Source organism: Metabacillus kandeliae, assembly GCF_021166585.1.
Taxonomy (GTDB): Bacteria; Bacillota; Bacilli; order Bacillales; family Bacillaceae; genus Metabacillus_B; species Metabacillus_B kandeliae.
This window is the reverse complement of the sequence record NZ_JAJOZE010000017.1, coordinates 21,809-42,760: the sequence shown is the minus strand read 5'-3', so window position 1 is coordinate 42,760 and position 20,952 is coordinate 21,809. Positions and strand designations below refer to the sequence as shown.

Annotated in this window: 25 protein-coding genes; all 25 read right to left on the bottom strand. The window is 44.7% G+C overall.

The features are described 5' to 3' along the window. Positions 1 to 17: 17 nt before the first annotated feature. Positions 18 to 380 (bottom strand): 50S ribosomal protein L18, encoded by a 363-nt coding sequence (gene rplR, locus LRR81_RS20295; protein WP_231791244.1) that lies wholly within the window; start codon positions 378 to 380, stop codon positions 18 to 20. A 33-nt stretch (positions 381 to 413) separates the two neighbouring features. Continuing rightward, positions 414 to 950, bottom strand: a complete 537-nt coding sequence (gene rplF, locus LRR81_RS20290) for a 50S ribosomal protein L6 (RefSeq protein ID WP_231791243.1) — start codon at positions 948 to 950, stop codon at positions 414 to 416. Positions 951 to 979: 29 nt separating this feature from the next. Next, positions 980 to 1,378 carry a 30S ribosomal protein S8 gene (rpsH, locus tag LRR81_RS20285; RefSeq protein ID WP_231791242.1) on the bottom strand — a complete coding sequence of 133 codons (399 nt, stop codon included), beginning with the start codon at positions 1,376 to 1,378 and terminating at the stop codon, positions 980 to 982. Between the two features lie 31 nt (positions 1,379 to 1,409). Beyond that, positions 1,410 to 1,595 (bottom strand): type Z 30S ribosomal protein S14, encoded by a 186-nt coding sequence (locus tag LRR81_RS20280; protein ID WP_231791241.1) that lies wholly within the window; start codon positions 1,593 to 1,595, stop codon positions 1,410 to 1,412. Between the two features lie 21 nt (positions 1,596 to 1,616). Further along, positions 1,617 to 2,156, bottom strand: coding sequence for a 50S ribosomal protein L5 (gene rplE / locus LRR81_RS20275; protein ID WP_231791240.1), 540 nt, complete (start codon positions 2,154 to 2,156; stop codon positions 1,617 to 1,619). Positions 2,157 to 2,180: 24 nt separating this feature from the next. Continuing rightward, positions 2,181 to 2,492, bottom strand: coding sequence for a 50S ribosomal protein L24 (gene rplX / locus LRR81_RS20270; protein WP_231791239.1), 312 nt, complete (start codon positions 2,490 to 2,492; stop codon positions 2,181 to 2,183). A gap of 38 nt (positions 2,493 to 2,530) precedes the next feature. Beyond that, positions 2,531 to 2,899, bottom strand: coding sequence for a 50S ribosomal protein L14 (gene rplN, locus LRR81_RS20265; protein ID WP_231791238.1), 369 nt, complete (start codon positions 2,897 to 2,899; stop codon positions 2,531 to 2,533). Between the two features lie 38 nt (positions 2,900 to 2,937). Beyond that, a complete protein-coding gene (gene rpsQ, locus LRR81_RS20260) occupies positions 2,938 to 3,201 on the bottom strand; it encodes a 30S ribosomal protein S17 (protein WP_231791237.1) in 264 nt (87 codons plus the stop codon). 21 nt (positions 3,202 to 3,222) lie between these two features. After that, positions 3,223 to 3,426, bottom strand: a complete 204-nt coding sequence (gene rpmC / locus LRR81_RS20255) for a 50S ribosomal protein L29 (protein ID WP_231791236.1) — start codon at positions 3,424 to 3,426, stop codon at positions 3,223 to 3,225. Beyond that, positions 3,416 to 3,850, bottom strand: coding sequence for a 50S ribosomal protein L16 (rplP, locus tag LRR81_RS20250; protein ID WP_231791235.1), 435 nt, complete (start codon positions 3,848 to 3,850; stop codon positions 3,416 to 3,418). The genes rpmC and rplP overlap by 11 nt, the downstream gene beginning before the upstream one ends. A gap of 1 nt (position 3,851) precedes the next feature. Next, positions 3,852 to 4,508 (bottom strand): 30S ribosomal protein S3, encoded by a 657-nt coding sequence (gene rpsC / locus LRR81_RS20245; RefSeq protein ID WP_231791234.1) that lies wholly within the window; start codon positions 4,506 to 4,508, stop codon positions 3,852 to 3,854. A 3-nt stretch (positions 4,509 to 4,511) separates the two neighbouring features. Continuing rightward, complete coding sequence (rplV, locus tag LRR81_RS20240; protein WP_231791233.1) at positions 4,512 to 4,853, bottom strand: 50S ribosomal protein L22; 342 nt, start codon at positions 4,851 to 4,853, stop codon at positions 4,512 to 4,514. Positions 4,854 to 4,871: 18 nt separating this feature from the next. Beyond that, the gene (gene rpsS / locus LRR81_RS20235) at positions 4,872 to 5,150 is read right to left on the bottom strand and encodes a 30S ribosomal protein S19 (protein ID WP_231791232.1); all 279 of its coding nucleotides are present in this window, start codon (positions 5,148 to 5,150) and stop codon (positions 4,872 to 4,874) included. A gap of 57 nt (positions 5,151 to 5,207) precedes the next feature. Then, positions 5,208 to 6,038: a 50S ribosomal protein L2 gene (gene rplB, locus LRR81_RS20230; RefSeq protein WP_231791231.1), complete on the bottom strand. Its 831-nt coding sequence runs from the start codon at positions 6,036 to 6,038 to the stop codon at positions 5,208 to 5,210. A gap of 26 nt (positions 6,039 to 6,064) precedes the next feature. Then, on the bottom strand, positions 6,065 to 6,352 hold the full coding sequence (rplW, locus tag LRR81_RS20225) for a 50S ribosomal protein L23 (protein WP_231791230.1): 288 nt from the start codon (positions 6,350 to 6,352) through the stop codon (positions 6,065 to 6,067). Then, positions 6,352 to 6,975 (bottom strand): 50S ribosomal protein L4, encoded by a 624-nt coding sequence (gene rplD, locus LRR81_RS20220; RefSeq protein ID WP_231791229.1) that lies wholly within the window; start codon positions 6,973 to 6,975, stop codon positions 6,352 to 6,354. The genes rplW and rplD overlap by 1 nt, the downstream gene beginning before the upstream one ends. Before the next feature lie 26 nt (positions 6,976 to 7,001). Next, positions 7,002 to 7,631, bottom strand: a complete 630-nt coding sequence (gene rplC / locus LRR81_RS20215; protein WP_231791228.1) for a 50S ribosomal protein L3 — start codon at positions 7,629 to 7,631, stop codon at positions 7,002 to 7,004. A 42-nt stretch (positions 7,632 to 7,673) separates the two neighbouring features. Then, a complete protein-coding gene (gene rpsJ, locus LRR81_RS20210; RefSeq protein WP_066330427.1) occupies positions 7,674 to 7,982 on the bottom strand; it encodes a 30S ribosomal protein S10 in 309 nt (102 codons plus the stop codon). A gap of 748 nt (positions 7,983 to 8,730) precedes the next feature. Further along, the gene (gene tuf, locus LRR81_RS20205; RefSeq protein WP_231791227.1) at positions 8,731 to 9,921 is read right to left on the bottom strand and encodes an elongation factor Tu; all 1,191 of its coding nucleotides are present in this window, start codon (positions 9,919 to 9,921) and stop codon (positions 8,731 to 8,733) included. A 120-nt stretch (positions 9,922 to 10,041) separates the two neighbouring features. Then, the gene (gene fusA, locus LRR81_RS20200; protein WP_231791226.1) at positions 10,042 to 12,120 is read right to left on the bottom strand and encodes an elongation factor G; all 2,079 of its coding nucleotides are present in this window, start codon (positions 12,118 to 12,120) and stop codon (positions 10,042 to 10,044) included. A gap of 49 nt (positions 12,121 to 12,169) precedes the next feature. Next, entirely contained in the window at positions 12,170 to 12,640 is a 471-nt protein-coding gene (gene rpsG, locus LRR81_RS20195; RefSeq protein ID WP_231791225.1) for a 30S ribosomal protein S7, read from the bottom strand. A 36-nt stretch (positions 12,641 to 12,676) separates the two neighbouring features. Beyond that, positions 12,677 to 13,099 carry a 30S ribosomal protein S12 gene (gene rpsL / locus LRR81_RS20190; protein ID WP_231791224.1) on the bottom strand — a complete coding sequence of 141 codons (423 nt, stop codon included), beginning with the start codon at positions 13,097 to 13,099 and terminating at the stop codon, positions 12,677 to 12,679. A gap of 112 nt (positions 13,100 to 13,211) precedes the next feature. Continuing rightward, on the bottom strand, positions 13,212 to 13,460 hold the full coding sequence (locus LRR81_RS20185; RefSeq protein WP_231791223.1) for a 50S ribosomal protein L7ae-like protein: 249 nt from the start codon (positions 13,458 to 13,460) through the stop codon (positions 13,212 to 13,214). A 117-nt stretch (positions 13,461 to 13,577) separates the two neighbouring features. Then, complete coding sequence (gene rpoC / locus LRR81_RS20180; protein ID WP_231791222.1) at positions 13,578 to 17,177, bottom strand: DNA-directed RNA polymerase subunit beta'; 3,600 nt, start codon at positions 17,175 to 17,177, stop codon at positions 13,578 to 13,580. Between the two features lie 51 nt (positions 17,178 to 17,228). After that, positions 17,229 to 20,810, bottom strand: a complete 3,582-nt coding sequence (gene rpoB, locus LRR81_RS20175; RefSeq protein ID WP_231791221.1) for a DNA-directed RNA polymerase subunit beta — start codon at positions 20,808 to 20,810, stop codon at positions 17,229 to 17,231. Between the last annotated feature and the right edge of the window lie 142 nt (positions 20,811 to 20,952).

The following is a 20,952-nucleotide window of genomic DNA, read 5'->3' as shown; positions in this document are numbered from 1 at the left end:
TGTGTCCCTCCTTCTTATTAAAATTTAAGTCCAGCTTCACGGGCAGCGTCAGCAAGAGCTTTGATGCGGCCGTGGTACAAGTAACCGCTGCGGTCGAAAACGATCGTTTCATGACCTTTTTCAACTGCACGCTTTGCAATCAATTCGCCGACTTTTTGAGCTGCTTCAGTGTTAGCAGTAGATTCAAGATTAAGATCTTTTTCTATTGTAGAAGCGCTAACTACTGTTACGCCGTTTGTGTCGTCGATCAATTGTGCATAGATGTGCTTGTTAGAGCGGAACACGTTCAAACGCGGTCTTTCAGCAGTTCCGAAAAGCTTAGAACGAACACGCGTATGTCTTTTCTTGCGGACAGAGTTTTTACTTGGTTTCGTAATCATCTACGTCACTCCTTTCTTAACCTTTAAGCTGCATTACTTAGCCGTTTTACCCTCTTTGCGGCGAACGAATTCACCTTCATAACGGATACCTTTGCCTTTGTAAGGCTCAGGCGGGCGAGTAGCGCGGATGTTGGAAGCGATAGCTCCAACGCGTTCTTTGTCAGTACCTTTAACAATAACTTTTGTTTGAGAAGGCACTTCAATTTCGATTCCTTGTTCAGGTGTGATCTCAACTGGGTGAGAGTAACCAACGTTAAGAACAAGTTTGTTTCCGGATTTAGTAGCACGGTAACCGACACCGACTAGATCTAATGCTCTTTCAAAGCCTTTGGATACACCTTCAACCATGTTTCCAAGAAGGCTGCGTGTTGTGCCGTGAAGAGCACGGTGTTCTTTCTGGTCAGAAGGACGCGTTACTGAAAGAACGTTGTCTTCTACAGAAATCTTGATGTCTGGATGAAATGAACGAGTCAATTCACCTTTAGGACCTTTAACTGTAACAGTGTTTTCGTTCATAGTAACTGTTACGCCAGATGGAATCTCAAGTGGTTTTTTACCAACGCGGGACATACATTACACCTCCGTTCTTTTTTAAGATATTACCAAACGTATGCTAATACTTCTCCGCCAGCTTGTTTAGCGCGGGCTTCTTTGTCAGTCAAGACACCTTGAGAAGTTGAAATGATTGCGATACCTAAACCGTTCAGTACGCGAGGTACTTCAGTAGCTTTCGCGTAAACGCGAAGACCAGGCTTACTGATGCGCTTCAATCCAGTGATAACGCGTTCGTTGTTAGAACCATATTTAAGGAAAATACGGATAACACCTTGTTTGTTGTCTTCAACGTATTCTACATCACGGACAAAACCTTCACGCTTCAGAATTTCAGCGATCTCTTTTTTGATTTTGGAAGCAGGAACTTCCAGCTTATCGTGACGTACCATATTCGCATTACGGATGCGAGTAAGCAAATCAGCAATTGGATCTGTCATTACCATAGTAAAATAACCTCCTTCCCGTTATGGGGTATTACCAGCTAGCTTTTTTGATGCCAGGAATCTGACCTTTATATGCAAGTTCACGGAAACAAATACGGCAAAGTTTAAATTTACGATATACAGAATGCGGACGGCCACAGCGTTCGCAGCGTGAGTATTCTTGAACTTTAAACTTTTGAGTGCGCTTTTGTTTCGCAATCATGGATTTTTTTGCCACGTTTTCGCCTCCCTTTGACGATTATTTTTGGAACGGCATTCCGAACTGAGTAAGTAATTCACGAGCTTCTTCGTCAGTGTTAGCAGTTGTAACAATAACGATGTCCATTCCGCGAACCTTGGTTACTTTATCGTAATCAATTTCAGGGAAGATCAATTGTTCTTTAACACCTAGTGTGTAGTTTCCGCGTCCGTCGAAGGATTTCTTGGAAATTCCACGGAAGTCGCGTACACGCGGTAAAGAAACAGAAACTAGTTTGTCAAAGAATTCGTACATGCGCTCACCGCGAAGAGTTACTTTCGCACCGATCGGCATGCCTTCACGAAGACGGAAACCAGCGATTGATTTTTTCGCGCGGGTGATAACTGGCTTTTGACCAGAGATCGCAGTAAGTTCTTCTACAGCACTATCAAGTGATTTAGAGTTTGCAACTGCATCGCCCACACCCATGTTGATAACGATTTTTTCAAGCTTTGGCACTTGCATAACTGATTTATAGCTGAACTTGCTCATCAGTGCAGGTGTCATTTCTTTTGAATATTTTTCTTTAAGGCGGTTCATTAGGAGACCTCCCTTCCTTAGTTACTATTTATCTAAAGATTCACCAGATTTTTTTGCTACACGTACTTTTTTGCCGTCTTCCATCTTGAAACCAACACGAGTCGGTTCGCCAGATTTAGGGTCGATCAGCATGACGTTTGATACATGGACCGGCGCCTCTTGGTTTTGGATTCCACCTTGAGGATTTGCTTGAGTTGGTTTTGAGTGCTTTTTAACGATGTTGATTCCTTCAACCAGCACGCGCTCTTTTTTAGGATAAGCTTCAAGAACAGTTCCTTGTTTGCCTTTATCCTTGCCAGAGATAACCATTACCTTATCACCTTTTTTTACATGCATCCTATTCGCACCTCCTTAGTAAGGCTATCAATATTCTATTAAAGTACTTCTGGAGCTAGAGAAACAATTTTCATGAAACTGTTGTCGCGAAGTTCGCGGGCAACAGGTCCGAAGATACGAGTTCCACGAGGGCCTTTGTCGTCACGAATGATGACACATGCATTTTCATCGAAGCGGATATAAGTACCATCGTTACGGCGAACACCGCGTTTTGTACGTACTACTACAGCTTTTACTACGTCGCCTTTTTTAACAACGCCTCCTGGTGTTGCTTGTTTTACCGTGCAAACAATTACATCACCAATATTAGCTGTTTTGCGTCCAGACCCACCTAGTACCTTAATAGTAAGAACTTCACGGGCGCCAGAGTTGTCAGCGACTTTCAAGCGAGATTCTTGTTGAATCATTCAAGTTACCTCCCTTCGGAAATTGTTTCCGATCAATATTAGATAATAATAGCTTCTTCAACGATTTCAACAAGACGGAAACGTTTTGTAGCAGATAATGGACGAGTTTCCATAATTCTTACTACATCACCGATTTTTGCTTGGTTGTTATCGTCATGAGCTTTTAATTTTTTAGAATATTTTACGCGTTTGCCATACAGCGAATGCGTTTTGTAAGTTTCTACAAGAACTGTGATCGTCTTATCCATTTTATCAGAGACTACACGGCCAGTGTAGACTTTACGCTGGTTGCGTTCACTCATTCTGCTAACCTCCTCTCAGGTTTAACGATTATTCGCAGCGATCTCTCTTTCACGTACAACAGTTTTCATACGGGCGATCGATTTGCGCACTTCACGGATACGGGCAGTGTTTTCAAGTTGTCCTGTCGCTAATTGGAAGCGAAGGTTGAAAAGCTCCTCTTTCAGTGATTTAACGTTTTGTTCGATTTCAGCAGTGGTAAGGTCACGGATTTCATTACTTTTCATTAGATTCACCACCAATTTCCTCGCGTCTAACGAATTTTGTTTTAATTGGCAATTTGTGAGCTGCAAGACGAAGAGCTTCACGAGCTACTTCTTCAGGAACACCGGCGATTTCAAAAAGAACTTTACCCGGCTTAACAACTGCTACCCAACCTTCCGGAGCACCTTTACCGGAACCCATGCGGACCTCAAGAGGTTTAGCTGTATACGGCTTGGAAGGGAAAATTTTAATCCAGACTTTACCGCCACGTTTCATGTAACGAGTCATCGCAATACGAGCTGCCTCAATTTGACGGTTTGTGATCCAAGATGCTTCAAGAGCTTGAATACCAAATTCACCGAAATGTACTTCAGAACCGCCTTTAGCACGTCCGCGCATCTTTCCGCGGTGCTCTCTGCGATATTTAACGCGTTTAGGCAATAACATATTATTTTCCTCCTTCCTCAGTTTTCTTCTTAGTAGGAAGAACCTCTCCACGATAGATCCATACTTTTACGCCAAGTTTACCGTAAGTTGTATCTGCTTCACATGTGCCGTAATCGATATCTGCACGAAGTGTGTGTAGTGGAACAGTTCCTTCACTGTAATGCTCAGAACGGGCAATGTCTGCTCCGCCAAGACGTCCGGATACCATTGTTCTAATTCCTTGTGCACCAGAACGCATTGTGCGTTGGATCGCTTGCTTTTGAGCACGGCGGAAAGAAATACGGTTTTCCAGCTGACGAGCGATGTTGTCTGCTACTAATTTCGCATCAAGATCGGCTCTTTTGATTTCAAGAATGTTAATGTGCACGCGTTTACCAGTTAATTCGTTAAGAGCTTTACGAAGTGCTTCGACTTCAGTGCCGCCTTTACCGATAACCATACCTGGCTTCGCAGTGTGGATCGTGATGTTCACGCGGTTAGCAGCGCGTTCGATTTCTACTTTAGAAACAGATGCGTCGCTTAGGCGATTGCTGATGTATTCACGGACTTTAATGTCTTCATGCAGAAGAGCTGCGTAGTCTTTGCCTGCGTACCATTTGGATTCCCAATCACGGATAACTCCGATACGAAGACCGACTGGATTTACCTTTTGACCCACTGATTATCCCTCCTTCTTTTCTGTTACGACGATCGTAATGTGACTCGTACGTTTGTTGATTGCACTGGCACGGCCTTGTGCGCGCGGACGGAAACGTTTTAGTGTCGGACCTTCGTCAACGAAAGCTTGCTCGATCACTAGAGCGTTAATGTCCATTTCATAGTTATGCTCAGCATTTGCTACAGCGGAATTTAGTACTTTTTCAATAATCGGAGAAGCTGTCTTCGGAGTGTGACGAAGAATCGCAACTGCTTCACCTATTTGCTTACCTCGAATCAGGTCCATAACTAGACGTGCTTTACGAGGAGCAATACGAACTGTTCTGGCAACAGCTTTAGCTTGCATTTAAGTTCCTCCTCTCAATTAGCGTCTTGTTTTCTTATCGTCGTTGGCATGGCCTTTGTAAGTGCGTGTAGGCGCGAACTCACCAAGTTTATGTCCAACCATATCTTCTGTTACATATACAGGAACGTGTTTGCGGCCATCATATACAGCAACAGTGTGACCGATGAATTGCGGGAAAATTGTAGAACGGCGAGACCAGGTTTTGATTACCTGTTTCTTTTCAGACTCGTTAAGAACTTCAATCTTCTTCATCAAATGGTCATCAACAAATGGTCCTTTTTTTAGACTGCGACCCATTTAGGTACCTCCCTTCGCAATTGCCCTACGGTTCCCGGGAACCGTAGAAAAATCACGTTATTTTTTACGACGGCGTACGATAAATTTATCGGATTTGTTTTTCTTTTTGCGAGTTTTCGCGCCAAGAGTCGGTTTACCCCAAGGAGACATTGGTGATTTGCGTCCGATAGGAGCGCGTCCTTCACCACCACCGTGTGGATGGTCATTCGGGTTCATTACGGATCCGCGAACTGTTGGGCGTTTGCCTAACCAGCGAGAACGTCCGGCTTTACCGATGTTGATCAATTCGTGCTGCTCGTTACCCACTTGGCCGATAGAAGCGCGGCAAGTTGCAAGGATCATGCGAACCTCACCAGAGTTTAAGCGTACAAGCACGTATTTGCCTTCTTTACCAAGAACTTGAGCAGAAGTACCTGCAGAACGAACTAATTGTCCGCCTTTTCCTGGCTTCAATTCGATGTTATGCACAACAGTACCGACTGGAATGTTTATAAGAGGAAGAGCATTTCCTACTTTAATGTCAGCTTCAGGGCCGGACAGGATTTCCATTCCAACTTTAAGGTTCTTAGGTGCAAGGATATAACGTTTTTCACCATCAACATAGTTGATTAGTGCAATGTTTGCTGAGCGGTTCGGATCATATTCAACTGTAGCAACGCGTCCTGGTATACCATCTTTGTCGCGTTTAAAGTCGATGATACGGTATTGACGTTTGTGTCCACCGCCCTGATGACGTACAGTGATTTTACCTTGGTTGTTACGGCCAGCTTTTTTGCTGAGCGGCGCAAGCAAGGATTTTTCAGGTTTGTTAGTTGTGATTTCAGCGAAATCAGAAACTGTCATTCCACGACGACCGTTGGAGGTCGGTTTGTATTTTTTAATCGCCATCTTGGTTTCCCTCCTTCACTTATATATTAAACTTCAAATAGTTCGATTTCTTTGCTTTCTTCTGTAAGCTTAATGATCGCTTTTCTGCGGCGATTAGTCAGTCCGCTGTAACGGCCGACACGCTTAAGCTTGCCTTTATAGTTCATGATGTTGACTTTTTCAACCTTCACGCCGAAGATTGCTTCAATCGCATCTTTAACTTCTGTTTTGTTGGCTCTTACGTCCACTTCAAACGTATATTTTTTGTCAGCCATCGCGTCTGTAGAACGCTCAGTGATGACGGGGCGCTTAATGATATCACGTGGGTCTTTCATTATGCAAGCACCTCCTCTACTTTTTCCACCGCTGCTTTCGTGATGACAAGCTTCTCATGGTTAAGTACATCCAGGACATTGATTGCATTAGCTTCAAGCACTAGAACACCAGGGATGTTACGTGCAGAAAGTGCAACTGTTTCGTTAACATCAGCTGTTACGATCAATGCTTTTGCATCGACGGAAAGACCTTTAAGGATAGAAACCATTTCTTTGGTTTTTACTGCTTCAAGAGCAAGATCTTCAAGAACAACGATGCTGCTGTCTTGTACTTTAGATGATAAAGCCGATTTGATCGCTAAACGGCGAACTTTTTTAGGTAATTTGTAAGCGTAGCTGCGTGGTGCTGGGCCGAATACAGTTCCGCCTCCGCGCCATTGCGGTGAGCGGATAGATCCTTGACGTGCACGGCCTGTGCCTTTTTGGCGCCATGGCTTGCGTCCTCCGCCAGCAACTTCAGAACGAGTTTTAACTTTGTGGCTTCCTTGTCGCATAGAAGCTCTTTGCATAACTACAGCATCGAATAGTACGCTGCTGTTAGGTTCGATACCAAATACAGAGTCATTAAGTTCGATTTCTCCAACGTTAGATCCGTTTTGGTTCAGTAATGCTACTTTAGGCATTATCGTTTCCTCCTTCCCTAAGAAGATTATTTAGATTTAACTGCACCTTTTACAGTTAGAAGAGCTTTTTTCGCTCCAGGAACATTTCCTTTGATCAAAAGAAGATTGCGTTCTGCATCTACTCGGACGATCTCAAGGTTTTGAACTGTAATGCGCTCTCCACCCATGCGGCCAGGGAGCAATTTGTTTTTGAATACTCGGTTTGGAGCAACAGGTCCCATTGAACCTGGGCGGCGGTGGTAGCGTGAACCGTGAGACATAGGTCCGCGGGATTGTCCATGGCGCTTAATTACACCTTGGAATCCTTTACCTTTTGAAATTCCTGTTACATCTACGATATCTCCTGCAGCGAAAATATCAACTTTGACTTCTTGACCAATTTGATACTCTTCTAAGCTTTCTCCACGGAATTCCCTTACGAAGCGCTTAGGCGCAGTGTTTGCTTTAGCAACGTGACCCTTTTGCGGTTTGTTAGAAAGCTTTTCACGCTTGTCTTCAAAACCCAATTGGATTGAACTGTAGCCGTCGTTATCAACGTTTTTCACTTGAAGAACAACGTTTGGAGCAGCTTCTACTACTGTTACAGGGATTAGATCACCGTTTTCAGCAAAGATTTGCGTCATACCAATTTTTCTACCTAAGATTCCTTTGGTCATAAGTCACACCTCCTGAATTTTAATTTTTTTATTTTGTTAATCTTATAATTTGATTTCGATATCTACGCCTGACGGCAAGTCTAAACGCATCAATGCATCAACAGTTTGCGGTGTTGGATTGATAATGTCGATTAGACGTTTGTGAGTACGCATCTCGAATTGCTCACGAGAATCTTTGTACTTATGCACCGCACGAAGGATCGTGTAAACAGATCTTTCAGTTGGAAGCGGAATCGGACCAGATACGTTAGCACCAGAACGTTTCGCTGTTTCAACAATTTTCTCAGCGGACTGATCAAGAATTCTATGATCATATGCTTTCAAACGAATACGAATTTTTTGTTTTGCCATTATTTTCCCTCCTTTTCGCCTAATTGAATAGACAGTTCTCAGCAAGAATTTCCCTCACACACTCGCCATGGCAAAGCGGCCGGGTGTGTCAGCAACCTCTCGCATCATCGCAGTCAAAGACCAACATTCACTATTATATAAAAACTGAGCGTCCATTGCAAGAAGAAATCTAAATTTCTTTTACGTAAAACGCACCTTTACTATTATAATCTTTTTTGGGCAAGAAATCAATGCTTGCTCGGAATGCGCCTTTGTTGAATATAATTTCCGCATCTTTAAATTAGACTGTTGGTTTCAGCACGAGACGTCCGCTTTCCGCGGGCAGTGCGGGAGCCTCCTCGGCACTGCGCTTCTGCGGGGTCTTCCGTCATTTACATTCCCGCAGAAGTCTCCCGCCTTCCGCTCCAACCAACAGGTGATTAAAAATTTATAGCATTCTTGTTCACAGAATTACTCGGCGTGCCGTTTCATCTCATATAAGACCAGAACGAATAGCAGATCTATATAATATAAAAGAAACTGTTTATAAAGAAGAAAAGTGTTCTTAATCGGTTATTATTTTACGGACCAATTTTACTTTCAGCTTTTTAAAAAATATTGGATTTCATATGAAAGTATTTGTTCTTTAAGTTCATGCAGAAAATTGAGGAATTAAACTTAGCAGCGAAAATCTTTTCTATTCAGCTGGGCAGCTGAATAGAATAAAAAAAGACAAGCGATTGGATCGCTTGTCTTTTGAAAACTGCTATTATTTGCTGATTGTAGAAACAACGCCTGAACCAACAGTACGTCCACCTTCGCGGATAGAGAAGCGAGTTCCTTCTTCGATCGCGATTGCAGAGATTAGTTCAACAGTCATTTCGATGTTGTCGCCAGGCATTACCATTTCAACGCCTTCTGGAAGTTGAACAACGCCAGTTACGTCAGTTGTACGGAAGTAGAACTGTGGGCGGTAGTTTGTGAAGAATGGAGTATGACGTCCACCTTCTTCTTTAGATAGAACATAAACTTCAGCTTTGAAGTTAGTGTGTGGAGTGATCGTTCCTGGCTTAGCAAGAACTTGTCCACGCTGGATGTCTTCACGAGCTACACCACGAAGAAGGGCACCGATGTTGTCACCAGCTTCTGCATAGTCAAGAAGTTTACGGAACATTTCAACACCTGTTACAGTAGTAGATTTAGGCTCTTCAGCTAAACCGATGATCTGAACAGTGTCACCAACTTTAACTTGTCCGCGTTCTACACGTCCTGTAGCAACTGTTCCACGGCCAGTGATTGAGAATACATCCTCAACAGGCATCATGAAAGGCTTGTCAGTGTCGCGTTCTGGAGTTGGGATATACTCGTCAACAGCGTTCATAAGTTCAACGATTCTTTCTTCCCACTCAGCATCGCCTTCAAGGGCTTTAAGAGCAGAACCTTTGATAACTGGAACGTCATCGCCAGGGAAGTCATATTCAGAAAGAAGGTCGCGAACTTCCATTTCTACTAGTTCAAGAAGCTCTTCGTCGTCTACCATGTCGCATTTGTTAAGGAATACTACAAGGTAAGGCACACCTACGTTACGAGAAAGAAGGATATGCTCACGAGTTTGTGGCATTGGGCCGTCAGCAGCAGATACTACTAGAATACCGCCGTCCATTTGAGCAGCGCCTGTGATCATGTTTTTAACATAGTCAGCATGTCCTGGGCAGTCAACGTGTGCATAGTGGCGGCTTTCAGTTTCGTACTCAACGTGTGCTGTTGAGATTGTGATTCCGCGCTCGCGCTCTTCTGGAGCAGCATCGATCATGTCATATGCCATTGCAGCACCTTTACCACTGCGCTTAGCAAGTACAGTAGTGATTGCAGCTGTTAGAGTTGTTTTACCGTGGTCAACGTGTCCAATAGTACCGATATTGGCATGCGTTTTGGAACGGTCGAATTTTTCTTTACCCATTCTAAAATCCTCCTCAGAGTTCAAATTAAATTTAATAAGTATGGCGGCCAGAAAGCAGGATGAACTCCCACTTTCTTAGCTTACATAAGTAGTTATACTTCAACAAAGGCTATAAATCAATTACTCGCCTTTATTTTTTTTGATGATTTCTTCAGCGATTGATTTAGGAACTTCTTCGTAGTGGTCGAAGTGCATAGAGAATGTTCCGCGTCCTTGTGTGTTGGAACGCAATGATGTTGCGTAACCGAACATTTCGGAAAGTGGAACCATCGCACGGACAACTTGTGCGTTACCGCGTGCTTCCATACCTTCAACGCGACCGCGGCGTGAAGTTACATCACCCATGATGTCGCCCATGTACTCATCTGGAATAACAACTTCAACCTTCATAACAGGTTCAAGGATTACAGGGCTGCATTTTGAAACTGCGTTTTTCAGTGCAAGTGATGCTGCAACTTTAAACGCCATTTCACTTGAGTCAACATCATGGTAAGATCCATCAACTAAAGCAGCTTTTACGTCGATAAGCGGATAGCCTGCAAGAACACCATTTTTCATAGCGTCTTCTAGACCTGACTGGACAGCTGGCACGTATTCACGAGGAACAACACCACCAACGATTTTGTTTTGGAACTCGAAGCCTTTTCCTTCTTCGTTTGGTTCGAACTCGATCCAAACATGTCCAAATTGTCCGCGTCCGCCTGATTGACGTGCAAACTTACCTTCCACTCGAGCAGAACCGCGGAATGTTTCACGGTAAGCTACTTGTGGAGCACCAACATTTGCTTCAACTTTGAACTCGCGACGCATGCGGTCAACGATGATATCAAGGTGAAGCTCACCCATACCGGAGATGATCGTTTGGCCAGTCTCTTGATCAGTATGTGCTCTGAATGTTGGATCTTCTTCAGAAAGCTTTGTTAAAGCTGTACCCATTTTATCCTGGTCAGCTTTTGATTTTGGTTCAACAGATAGAGAGATTACCGGCTCTGGGAATTCCATAGATTCAAGAATAACAAGATTCTTTTCATCACATAGAGTATCACCAGTTGTAGTATCTTTAAGACCTACTGCAGCAGCGATATCACCTGCATAAACTGTTGCAATTTCTTCACGGGAGTTCGCATGCATTTGCAGGATACGTCCTACACGCTCACGCTTGCCCTTCGTGGAGTTTTGTACGTAAGAACCGGAATTCAGAACACCTGAATATACACGGAAGAACGTTAGTTTACCAACATAAGGGTCTGTCATTACTTTAAATGCAAGAGCCGAGAACGGACCTTCATCGCTGGATTCACGAATAACCTCTTCCTCTGTGTCTGGAAGTTTACCTTTAATAGAAGGAACATCCACTGGAGACGGAAGGTAATCAAGAACCGCATCAAGCATTAACTGAACACCTTTGTTTTTGAAGGCAGATCCGCAGATAACCGGATAGAATTCAACGTCACAAGTTCCTTTACGGATCGCAGCTTTCAATTCTTCTTTTGAAATCTCTTCACCTTCAAGGTACTTCATCATTAATTCTTCATCAAGTTCTGCAGCTGCTTCAAATAGTTTTCCGCGGTATTCTTCTGCAAGCTCTTTGTACTCGTCTGGAATTTCTTTCGCTTCTGAACGAGTTCCAAGATCATCTTCATAGTAGAATGCTACATTTTCAACAAGGTCAATGATGCCTTCGAATTGATCTTCAGCACCGATTGGCAATTGAATTGGATGTGCATTTGCCTGAAGACGGTCATGCATAGTTCCTACGGAATAAAGGAAATCCGCACCGATCTTATCCATTTTATTAACGAATACGACACGGGGAACTCCATAAGTAGTAGCCTGGCGCCAAACTGTTTCAGTTTGGGGCTCAACGCCTGATTGGGCATCAAGAACAGCTACCGCACCATCAAGTACGCGCAGGGAACGCTCAACTTCTACTGTGAAGTCTACGTGTCCTGGTGTATCAATGATGTTAACGCGGTGGCCCTTCCATTGGGCTGTTGTTGCAGCAGAAGTGATCGTGATACCACGTTCTTGCTCCTGCTCCATCCAGTCCATTTGAGAAGCTCCTTCATGAGTTTCACCAATTTTATGGATACGGCCTGTGTAGAAAAGAATACGCTCAGTTGTAGTGGTTTTCCCAGCATCAATGTGAGCCATGATCCCGATATTTCGGGTATTTTTCAAGGAGAACTCTCTAGCCATTTGGTAACTTCTCCTTCCGTAAGGAATAGTAGATTTGTTGGTTCAAAAATTACCAGCGATAATGAGCAAAAGCTTTGTTGGCTTCAGCCATTTTATGAGTGTCCTCACGCTTCTTGACAGCAGCACCAGTGTTATTGGCAGCATCAAGAATTTCATTGGCCATACGCTCTTCCATGGTTTTTTCACCGCGAAGACGAGCGTAGTTTACCAACCAGCGAAGACCTAGTGTAGAACGGCGTTCCGGACGCACCTCAACTGGTACTTGGTAGTTAGCACCACCTACACGGCGAGCGCGAACTTCTAGAACAGGCATGATGTTTTTCAGTGCTTGTTCAAACACTTCCATAGCATCTTTGCCAGAGCGTTCTTGAACTAATTCAAGAGCACTATAAAGGATTGTTTGTGCTTTACCTCTTTGGCCGTCAACCATGATGCGGTTAACAAGGCGAGTGATAAGCTTGGAGTTATAAATCGGATCTGGCAATACATCTCTTTTTGTAACTGGACCTTTACGTGGCATATGTTCTCCTCCTTTCATGAGTTGAATATTATAAGATTATTTTTTTGGAGCTTTTGGTCTCTTAGTACCGTATTTAGAACGGCCTTGCATACGTTTTTCTACACCCGCAGTATCAAGCGCACCGCGAACGATATGGTAGCGTACTCCCGGTAAGTCCTTAACACGTCCTCCGCGGATCAGTACAACGCTATGCTCTTGCAGGTTATGTCCGATACCAGGAATGTAGGCAGTAACCTCAATCTGGTTTGTTAAACGTACACGGGCATACTTACGAAGTGCTGAGTTCGGTTTTTTCGGTGTCATAGTACCAACACGAGTGCAAACTCCGCGTTTTTGCGGTGAGGATTGGTTAGTGTGCTCTTTTTTGAAGCTGTTGTATCCTCTGTTTAATGCCGGGGAGTTTGACTTCTCAACTTTGCTTACGCGTCCTTTACGGACTAATTGGTTAATTGTAGGCATGTGTTTTTCCTCCTTCCATTGCTTTCTTTAATCCCACACATCCAGGTGGTTCATATTTGGGCAAAAACAAGGTCCTTGCTAGAAACATTTCTTAGCAAAAACAAGTTTTCAATTATTTAATAATTGCCACTGCAGAAGCTCCGACTTCAATTCCGCATGCTTTTCCAAGCTTCTTCATTGAATCAGCCATTGTAACAGGAACCTGCTGTTCATTCGCTGCCCGGATAACTTTAGCCGTTACCCCCGGATCAGCATCAGCTGCAACGATTAATTCCTTTACCTGACTGTTCGCAAGAGCTTTAATTGTCTGCTTCGTACCAACTATAATTTGTTCAGCCTGCGATACTTTTTCATAAGACATACAAAATATCCTCCAAAGCAACAGGTAGAATCGAGCACCTTGATTATATTAACATTGCAAGAGATGGATGTCAACTGGATGTTCAATAAAATCCAGTACATCCATCTCTGCACTTTTTTATTCTACAGTTACTGCATCATCAGCAGCTGAAGTATGTTGAATAGGCTTTACTCTGCGGTAATGCTGCATGCCGGTTCCGGCTGGTACAAGCTTACCGATAATAACATTTTCTTTCAGGCCAAGCAGCTCGTCGCGTTTTCCTTTAATTGCTGCATCCGTAAGAACTCTTGTTGTTTCCTGGAAGGATGCGGCAGACAGGAAGGAATCCGTTTCAAGGGATGCTTTTGTAATACCGAGCAATACAGAGCGTCCTGTTGCAGGGCGTTTGCCTTCAAGCAGCACTCTTCTGTTTGCATCTGTAAACTGATGAATATCAAGCAATGTACCAGGCAGTACATCGGTATCGCCGGCGTCCATGACACGCACTTTGCGAAGCATCTGGCGGACCATAACTTCTACGTGCTTATCGCCGATTTCAACCCCTTGCATGCGGTATACTTTTTGAACTTCACGCAGCAGGTATTCCTGAACAGCTGTAATGTCTTTTACCTTCAGAAGCTCTTTCGGATCGATTGAACCTTCTGTCAGCTCTTGCCCGCGTTCAACGGCGTCGCCCTCTGTTACCTTCAGACGCGCATTATACGGAGCTGTGTAAGAACGTGATTCTACATCGCCTTTGACGACAATCTCCTGCTGTTTTTCGCGGATTTCATTGATTTCGGCAACAACACCGTCAATCTCAGAGATCAGTGCCTGACCTTTCGGGTTACGTGCTTCAAACAATTCCTGAATACGCGGCAAACCTTGCGTGATGTCGTCTCCCGCAACACCGCCTGTATGGAACGTACGCATTGTAAGCTGTGTTCCCGGTTCACCGATGGATTGGGCAGCAATAATACCAACAGCCTCGCCCACTTCTACATCAGAGCCTGTTGCCAGGTTGCGTCCGTAACATTTTTTACATACGCCATGACGTGTGTTGCAGGTGAATGCAGAACGGATCCATACTTCTTCAATGCCGGCTTCAACGATTTGAAGAGACATATCTTCTGAAATCAGTTCATTTTCACGAACAAGAATTTCTCCGGTTTCCGGATGCACCAGATTTTTGCGTGCATAGCGTCCAACAAGGCGTTCGTCAAGCTTTTCAATTACTTCAGAGCCTTCTCTGATCGCAGCAGCCAGAATACCGCGGTCTGTTCCGCAATCTTCGTCTCTGATGATAACATCCTGTGCAACATCAACAAGGCGGCGGGTCAAGTAACCTGAATCAGCAGTTTTCAATGCTGTATCTGCAAGACCTTTACGGGCACCATGCGTGGAAATAAAGTATTCCAATACAGTAAGACCTTCACGGAAACTTGATTTGATCGGCAATTCAATAATGCGTCCAGCCGGGTTGGCCATCAAGCCGCGCATACCGGCAAGCTGTGTAAAGTTGGACGCGTTACCGCGGGCACCGGAATCACTCATCATGAAGATTGGATTTCGGATATCCAGGGATTTCATCAGTTTGCCCTGAATGGTGTCTTTCGCAGCACTCCAGATCGAGATAACACGCTCATAGCGCTCTTCTTCTGTAATTAGACCGCGTCTGAATTGCTTCAGGATGTTGTCTACTTTGTGCTGTGCTTCAACAAGAATTTCTTCTTTTTCTTTCAAAACGATGATATCTGCCACACCAACCGTGATACCGGCTTTAGTGGAATATCTGAATCCGAGATCTTTCATGCGGTCAAGCATTTTAGAGGTTTCAGTAATCTGGAACTTCTTAAAGATCTCAGCAATGATTTTACCGAGAATGCCTTTTTTGAATGGAGAAATAATCTCCTGGCTTTGAATATGTTCTTTTACATTTACAGTAGGATCAACGAAATAGCGTTCAGGTGTTTTTTCTTCAATGTTCAATCTTGTCGGCTCATTCATGTACGGGAATGTGTCCGGCAGAATTTCATTGAATACTAATTTACCTACTGTAGTCACAAGCAGCTGCTTTCTCTGCTCATCTGTAAAGGTAAGATTTTTCAAGGATGAAGCTGCTACCGCCACACGTGTGTGAAGATGTACATAACCGTTTTGGTATGCAAGCAATGCTTCGTTCGTATCTTTGAAAATCATGCCTTCTCCAACAGCGCCTTCGCGTTCCAAAGTAAGGTAGTAGTTTCCAAGCACCATATCCTGTGAAGGTGTTACAACCGGTTTTCCGTCTTTCGGGTTCAGAATGTTCTGAGCAGCAAGCATCAAGATTCTTGCTTCAGCCTGAGCCTCAGAGGAAAGCGGTACGTGAACAGCCATTTGGTCACCGTCAAAGTCAGCATTGTATGCTGTACATACGAGCGGGTGAAGGCGGATCGCGCGGCCTTCAACAAGTGTTGGTTCAAATGCCTGAATCCCAAGTCTGTGAAGAGTAGGGGCGCGGTTCAAGAGAACCGGATGCTCCTTAATAACAGCTTCCAAAACATCCCAGACTTCAGGCTGCACTCTTTCAATTTTGCGTTTCGCAGACTTGATGTTGTGCGCCAGTCCTTTTTCCACAAGCTCTTTCATAACAAAAGGCTTGAAGAGTTCAAGAGCCATTTCCTTCGGGAGTCCGCATTGGTACATTTTCAAGTTCGGTCCTACAACGATAACGGAACGGCCTGAGTAGTCAACACGTTTACCAAGAAGGTTTTGGCGGAAGCGTCCCTGCTTCCCTTTCAGCATATGGGAAAGAGATTTTAACGGACGGTTGCCCGGTCCTGTAACTGGACGTCCGCGGCGGCCGTTGTCGATCAATGCATCAACAGCTTCCTGAAGCATGCGCTTTTCGTTTTGAACGATAATGCTTGGTGCCCCAAGATCAAGAAGACGCTTCAGACGGTTGTTCCGGTTAATCACGCGGCGGTAAAGGTCATTCAGGTCAGACGTAGCAAAACGTCCGCCGTCCAGCTGAACCATCGGGCGAAGTTCCGGAGGAATGACAGGCAGTACATCAAGGATCATCCAAGATGGCTCATTGCCTGAACCGCGGAATGCTTCCAAAACTTCCAGGCGTTTGATCGCACGGGTGCGTCGCTGGCCTTGAGAAGTTTTCAATTCTTCTTTTAATTGATCAACGTCTCGATCAAGGTCAATGTCTTGAAGAAGCTTTTTAATGGCTTCTGCTCCCATTGACGCTTGGAATGTGCTGCCGTATTTATCACGGTATGCACGATATTCTTTTTCAGAAAGAAGCTGTTTCTTTTCAAGCGGTGTATCGCCTGTTTCTGTTACCACATAGGATGCGAAGTAGATGACTTCTTCCAAAGCGCGGGGTGACATGTCAAGAACAAGTCCCATGCGGCTTGGAATCCCTTTGAAATACCAGATGTGAGAAACTGGAGCAGCGAGCTCAATGTGGCCCATCCGTTCTCTTCTTACTTTTGCACGTGTTACTTCGACTCCGCAGCGGTCGCAAACGACGCCTTTGTAGCGGACTCTTTTATATTTTCCGCAATGGCATTCCCAGTCCTTTTGAGGACCGAAAATGCGCTCGCAGAACAAGCCGTCTTTTTCTGGCTTTAATGTACGATAATTAATTGTTTCAGGTTTTTTTACCTCACCGAAAGACCAAGAACGAATCTTATCAGGTGAAGCAAGACCGATGCTCATATACTCAAAATTATTTACATCCAGCAAGGGGCCTACCTCCCTTTTCATCTTCAGGTTATACCCTTATTGCCAAGCAGGTTATTCTTTCGTTACTACGTCTTTTTCCTTTTCCGTACTGACAGCAACTTCATCTTCAAGCTCATCGTTCAGAGAAAGTCCTTCTGCCTGCGGTCCTTCTTCATCCTCATCAAGATCTCTCATCTCAATTTCTTTTTCATCGCCTGAAAGCATCTTAACGTCCATACCCAAGCTTTGAAGTTCTTTGATCAATACCTTGAAGGATTCAGGAACACCAGGTTCAGGGACATTGTCCCCTTTCACAATGGCTTCATACGTTTTCACACGGCCGACAACGTCATCGGATTTCACCGTGAGAATTTCTTGCAATGTATAGGCAGCGCCATATGCTTCAAGCGCCCAAACTTCCATTTCCCCAAAACGCTGTCCGCCAAATTGTGCTTTACCGCCAAGAGGCTGCTGGGTAACTAGTGAGTATGGTCCAGTAGAGCGAGCATGAAGTTTGTCATCAACCATGTGAGCAAGCTTAATCATATACATAATGCCGACTGACACGCGGTTATCAAACGGTTCTCCAGTGCGTCCGTCATACAGGACAGTTTTCGCATCTCTAGGCATGCCTGCTTCTTCAAGAGTTTCCCATACATCTTCCTCGCGCGCTCCGTCAAATACAGATGAAGCAACGTGTAGTCCAAGTTTGCGGGCTGCCATACCAAGATGGAGCTCGAGCACCTGTCCGATATTCATACGGGAAGGTACGCCAAGCGGGTTAAGCATGATGTCAACCGGTGTTCCGTCTGGCAGATAAGGCATATCCTCTTCCGGAAGGATGCGGGAGATAACCCCTTTATTACCATGGCGTCCGGCCATTTTGTCACCCTCGGAAATTTTCCGTTTTTGAACAATGTAAGCACGGACAAGCTGATTAACGCCTGGCGGCAATTCGTCGCCGTCTTCGCGGTTGAAGACTTTAACATCAAGAATAATTCCGCCGCCTCCGTGTGGTACACGAAGGGAAGTGTCACGAACTTCGCGTGCTTTTTCGCCAAAGATGGCATGCAGCAAACGTTCTTCTGCAGTCAGCTCTGTTACACCCTTAGGCGTTACTTTACCGACAAGCAGATCGCCGTCTTTCACTTCAGCGCCAATGCGGATGATTCCGCGCTCGTCAAGATTGCGAAGCGCATCTTCACCGACATTCGGGATATCGCGTGTAATTTCCTCAGGTCCAAGTTTTGTATCGCGGGACTCTGATTCGTATTCTTCTATATGAATTGAGGTGTAGACATCATCTTTTACGAGGCGTTCGCTCATGATGATGGCATCCTCGTAGTTATAGCCGTCCCATGTCATGAAGGCAACCATTACGTTGCGTCCAAGAGCAAGTTCGCCTTTTTCCATAGATGGACCGTCAGCAAGAATTTCGCCTTTTACTACTTCATCGCCTTCGCTTACGATCGGGCGCTGGTTGTAGCAAGTTCCCTGGTTGGAACGGATAAATTTCAGCATGCTGTATTTATCAAGGTTGCCTTTTACCTTTTGGCCGTCTACTTCTTCATAACGGCGGACATAAACATTCTTCGCTTCCACTTTTTCTACAACACCAGGATGCTTACAGATAACTGCGGCACCTGAGTCTTTTGCAGAAACGTATTCCATGCCTGTTCCAACAATCGGAGATTCAGGCTGCATCAATGGAACAGCCTGACGCTGCATGTTCGCACCCATCAGGGCACGGTTGGAGTCATCATTTTCAAGGAACGGAATACATGCGGTCGCAGCAGATACAACCTGCTTTGGCGATACGTCCATGTAGTCAACGCGGTCACGGGCAACAACAGTGTTCTCACCGCGGAAACGCGCAACGATGCCGTCATCAATGAAGGAACCGTCATCAGCAAGGCGTGCGTTCGCCTGTGCCACTACATAGTTGTCTTCTTCATCAGCCGTCAGGTAATCGATTCGGGCTGTTACTTTGCCTGTTTCAGGGTCTACTCTGCGGTAAGGCGTTTCAATAAATCCGAATCGGTTTACTTTTGCAAAGCTTGACAGTGAGTTGATCAGTCCGATGTTCGGGCCCTCAGGCGTTTCAATCGGACACATGCGGCCATAGTGGGAGTAGTGAACGTCACGCACTTCCATTCCGGCGCGCTCGCGCGTCAGACCGCCTGGTCCAAGCGCAGACAGACGGCGCTTATGAGTAAGCTCAGCAAGCGGGTTTGTCTGATCCATGAACTGGGAGAGCTGGGAGCTTCCGAAAAACTCTTTAATGCTGGCAATAACAGGACGAATGTTGATCAGCTGCTGTGGCGTAATGGTATTCGTGTCCTGAATGGACATACGCTCGCGCACAACACGCTCCATACGGGAAAGACCGATGCGGAACTGATTCTGCAGCAATTCGCCGACTGAACGAAGGCGGCGGTTTCCTAAGTGATCGATATCATCTGTATCGCCTACACCGTGAAGCAGGTTAAAGAAATAGCTGATGGAAGACAAAATATCAGCTGGAGTGATATTCTTAACATTTTCTTCTACGTATGCATTGCTGATAACCGGAATAATATGTTCGCCTTCTGGATCATTCGGGGAATAGATGTTGATAGACTGAAGTGTAACAGCATCTTCAATCACTCCGCCGCCCGGCTGAAGAGTTTTAAACCCTACGCCGCTTTCCAGATTCGGAATAATTTTATCCAGTGTTCTTCTGTCAATAAGCGTGCCTTTTTCTGCCACGATTTCTCCTGTTTCAGGGTCTACCAGTGTTTCTGCAAGGCGCTGGTTGAACAGTCTGTTCTTAATATGAAGCTTTTTATTAATCTTGTATCTTCCAACACTTGCCAGATCATAGCGCTTCGGATCAAAGAAACGGGAATCAAGCAAGCTCTTTGCGTTGTCAACAGTAGGCGGCTCACCAGGACGCAGACGCTCATAGATTTCAAGCAAAGCCTTTTCAGTGCTTTCCGTGTTATCCTTATCAAGCGTGTTGCGCAGGTATTCGTTTTCGCCAAACAAATCGATGATTTCTTGATCAGAGCCAAACCCCAAAGCACGCAAAAGAACCGTAACTGGCAGTTTTCGAGTTCGATCAATACGCACGTATGCAACATCTTTGGCATCTGTTTCGTACTCTAACCAAGCACCACGGTTTGGTATGACGGTGGCAGTGAAGCCTTTTTTACCATTCTTATCGATCTTGCCGCTGAAATAAACACTCGGTGAACGAACGAGCTGAGATACAATAACGCGCTCTGCACCATTAATAACGAAGGTTCCGGTCTCAGTCATAAGAGGGAAATCACCCATAAATACGTCCTGATCCTTCACTTCGCCCGTTTCCTTGTTAATTAGACGGACTTTCACGCGCAACGGTGCGGAGTAAGTTACATCTCGTTCCTTTGTTTCCTCAACGGAATACTTTGGTTCACCTAAACTATAATCGATAAACTCTAGCGAGAGGTTGCCAGTGAAATCTTCAATAGGAGAGATATCCTGGAACATTTCACGAAGACCCTCATCAAGAAACCATTGATAGGAAGAGGTTTGAATCTCAATAAGATTCGGTAAATCCAATACTTCGCTTATGCGTGCATAACTTCTGCGCTGGCGGTGTCGTCCATACTGAACTAGTTGACCTGTCAACTGATTCACCCCTCAAATCATGCATATTATATCTGCAAAAACATTGTCCTTGCCAACCTAGCAAACAATCCTTTTACAAATTGAAAACAAAAAGAAAAAGGGTTTTCTAAAATAAAAAACCACATTCTTAAACGTTCAGATT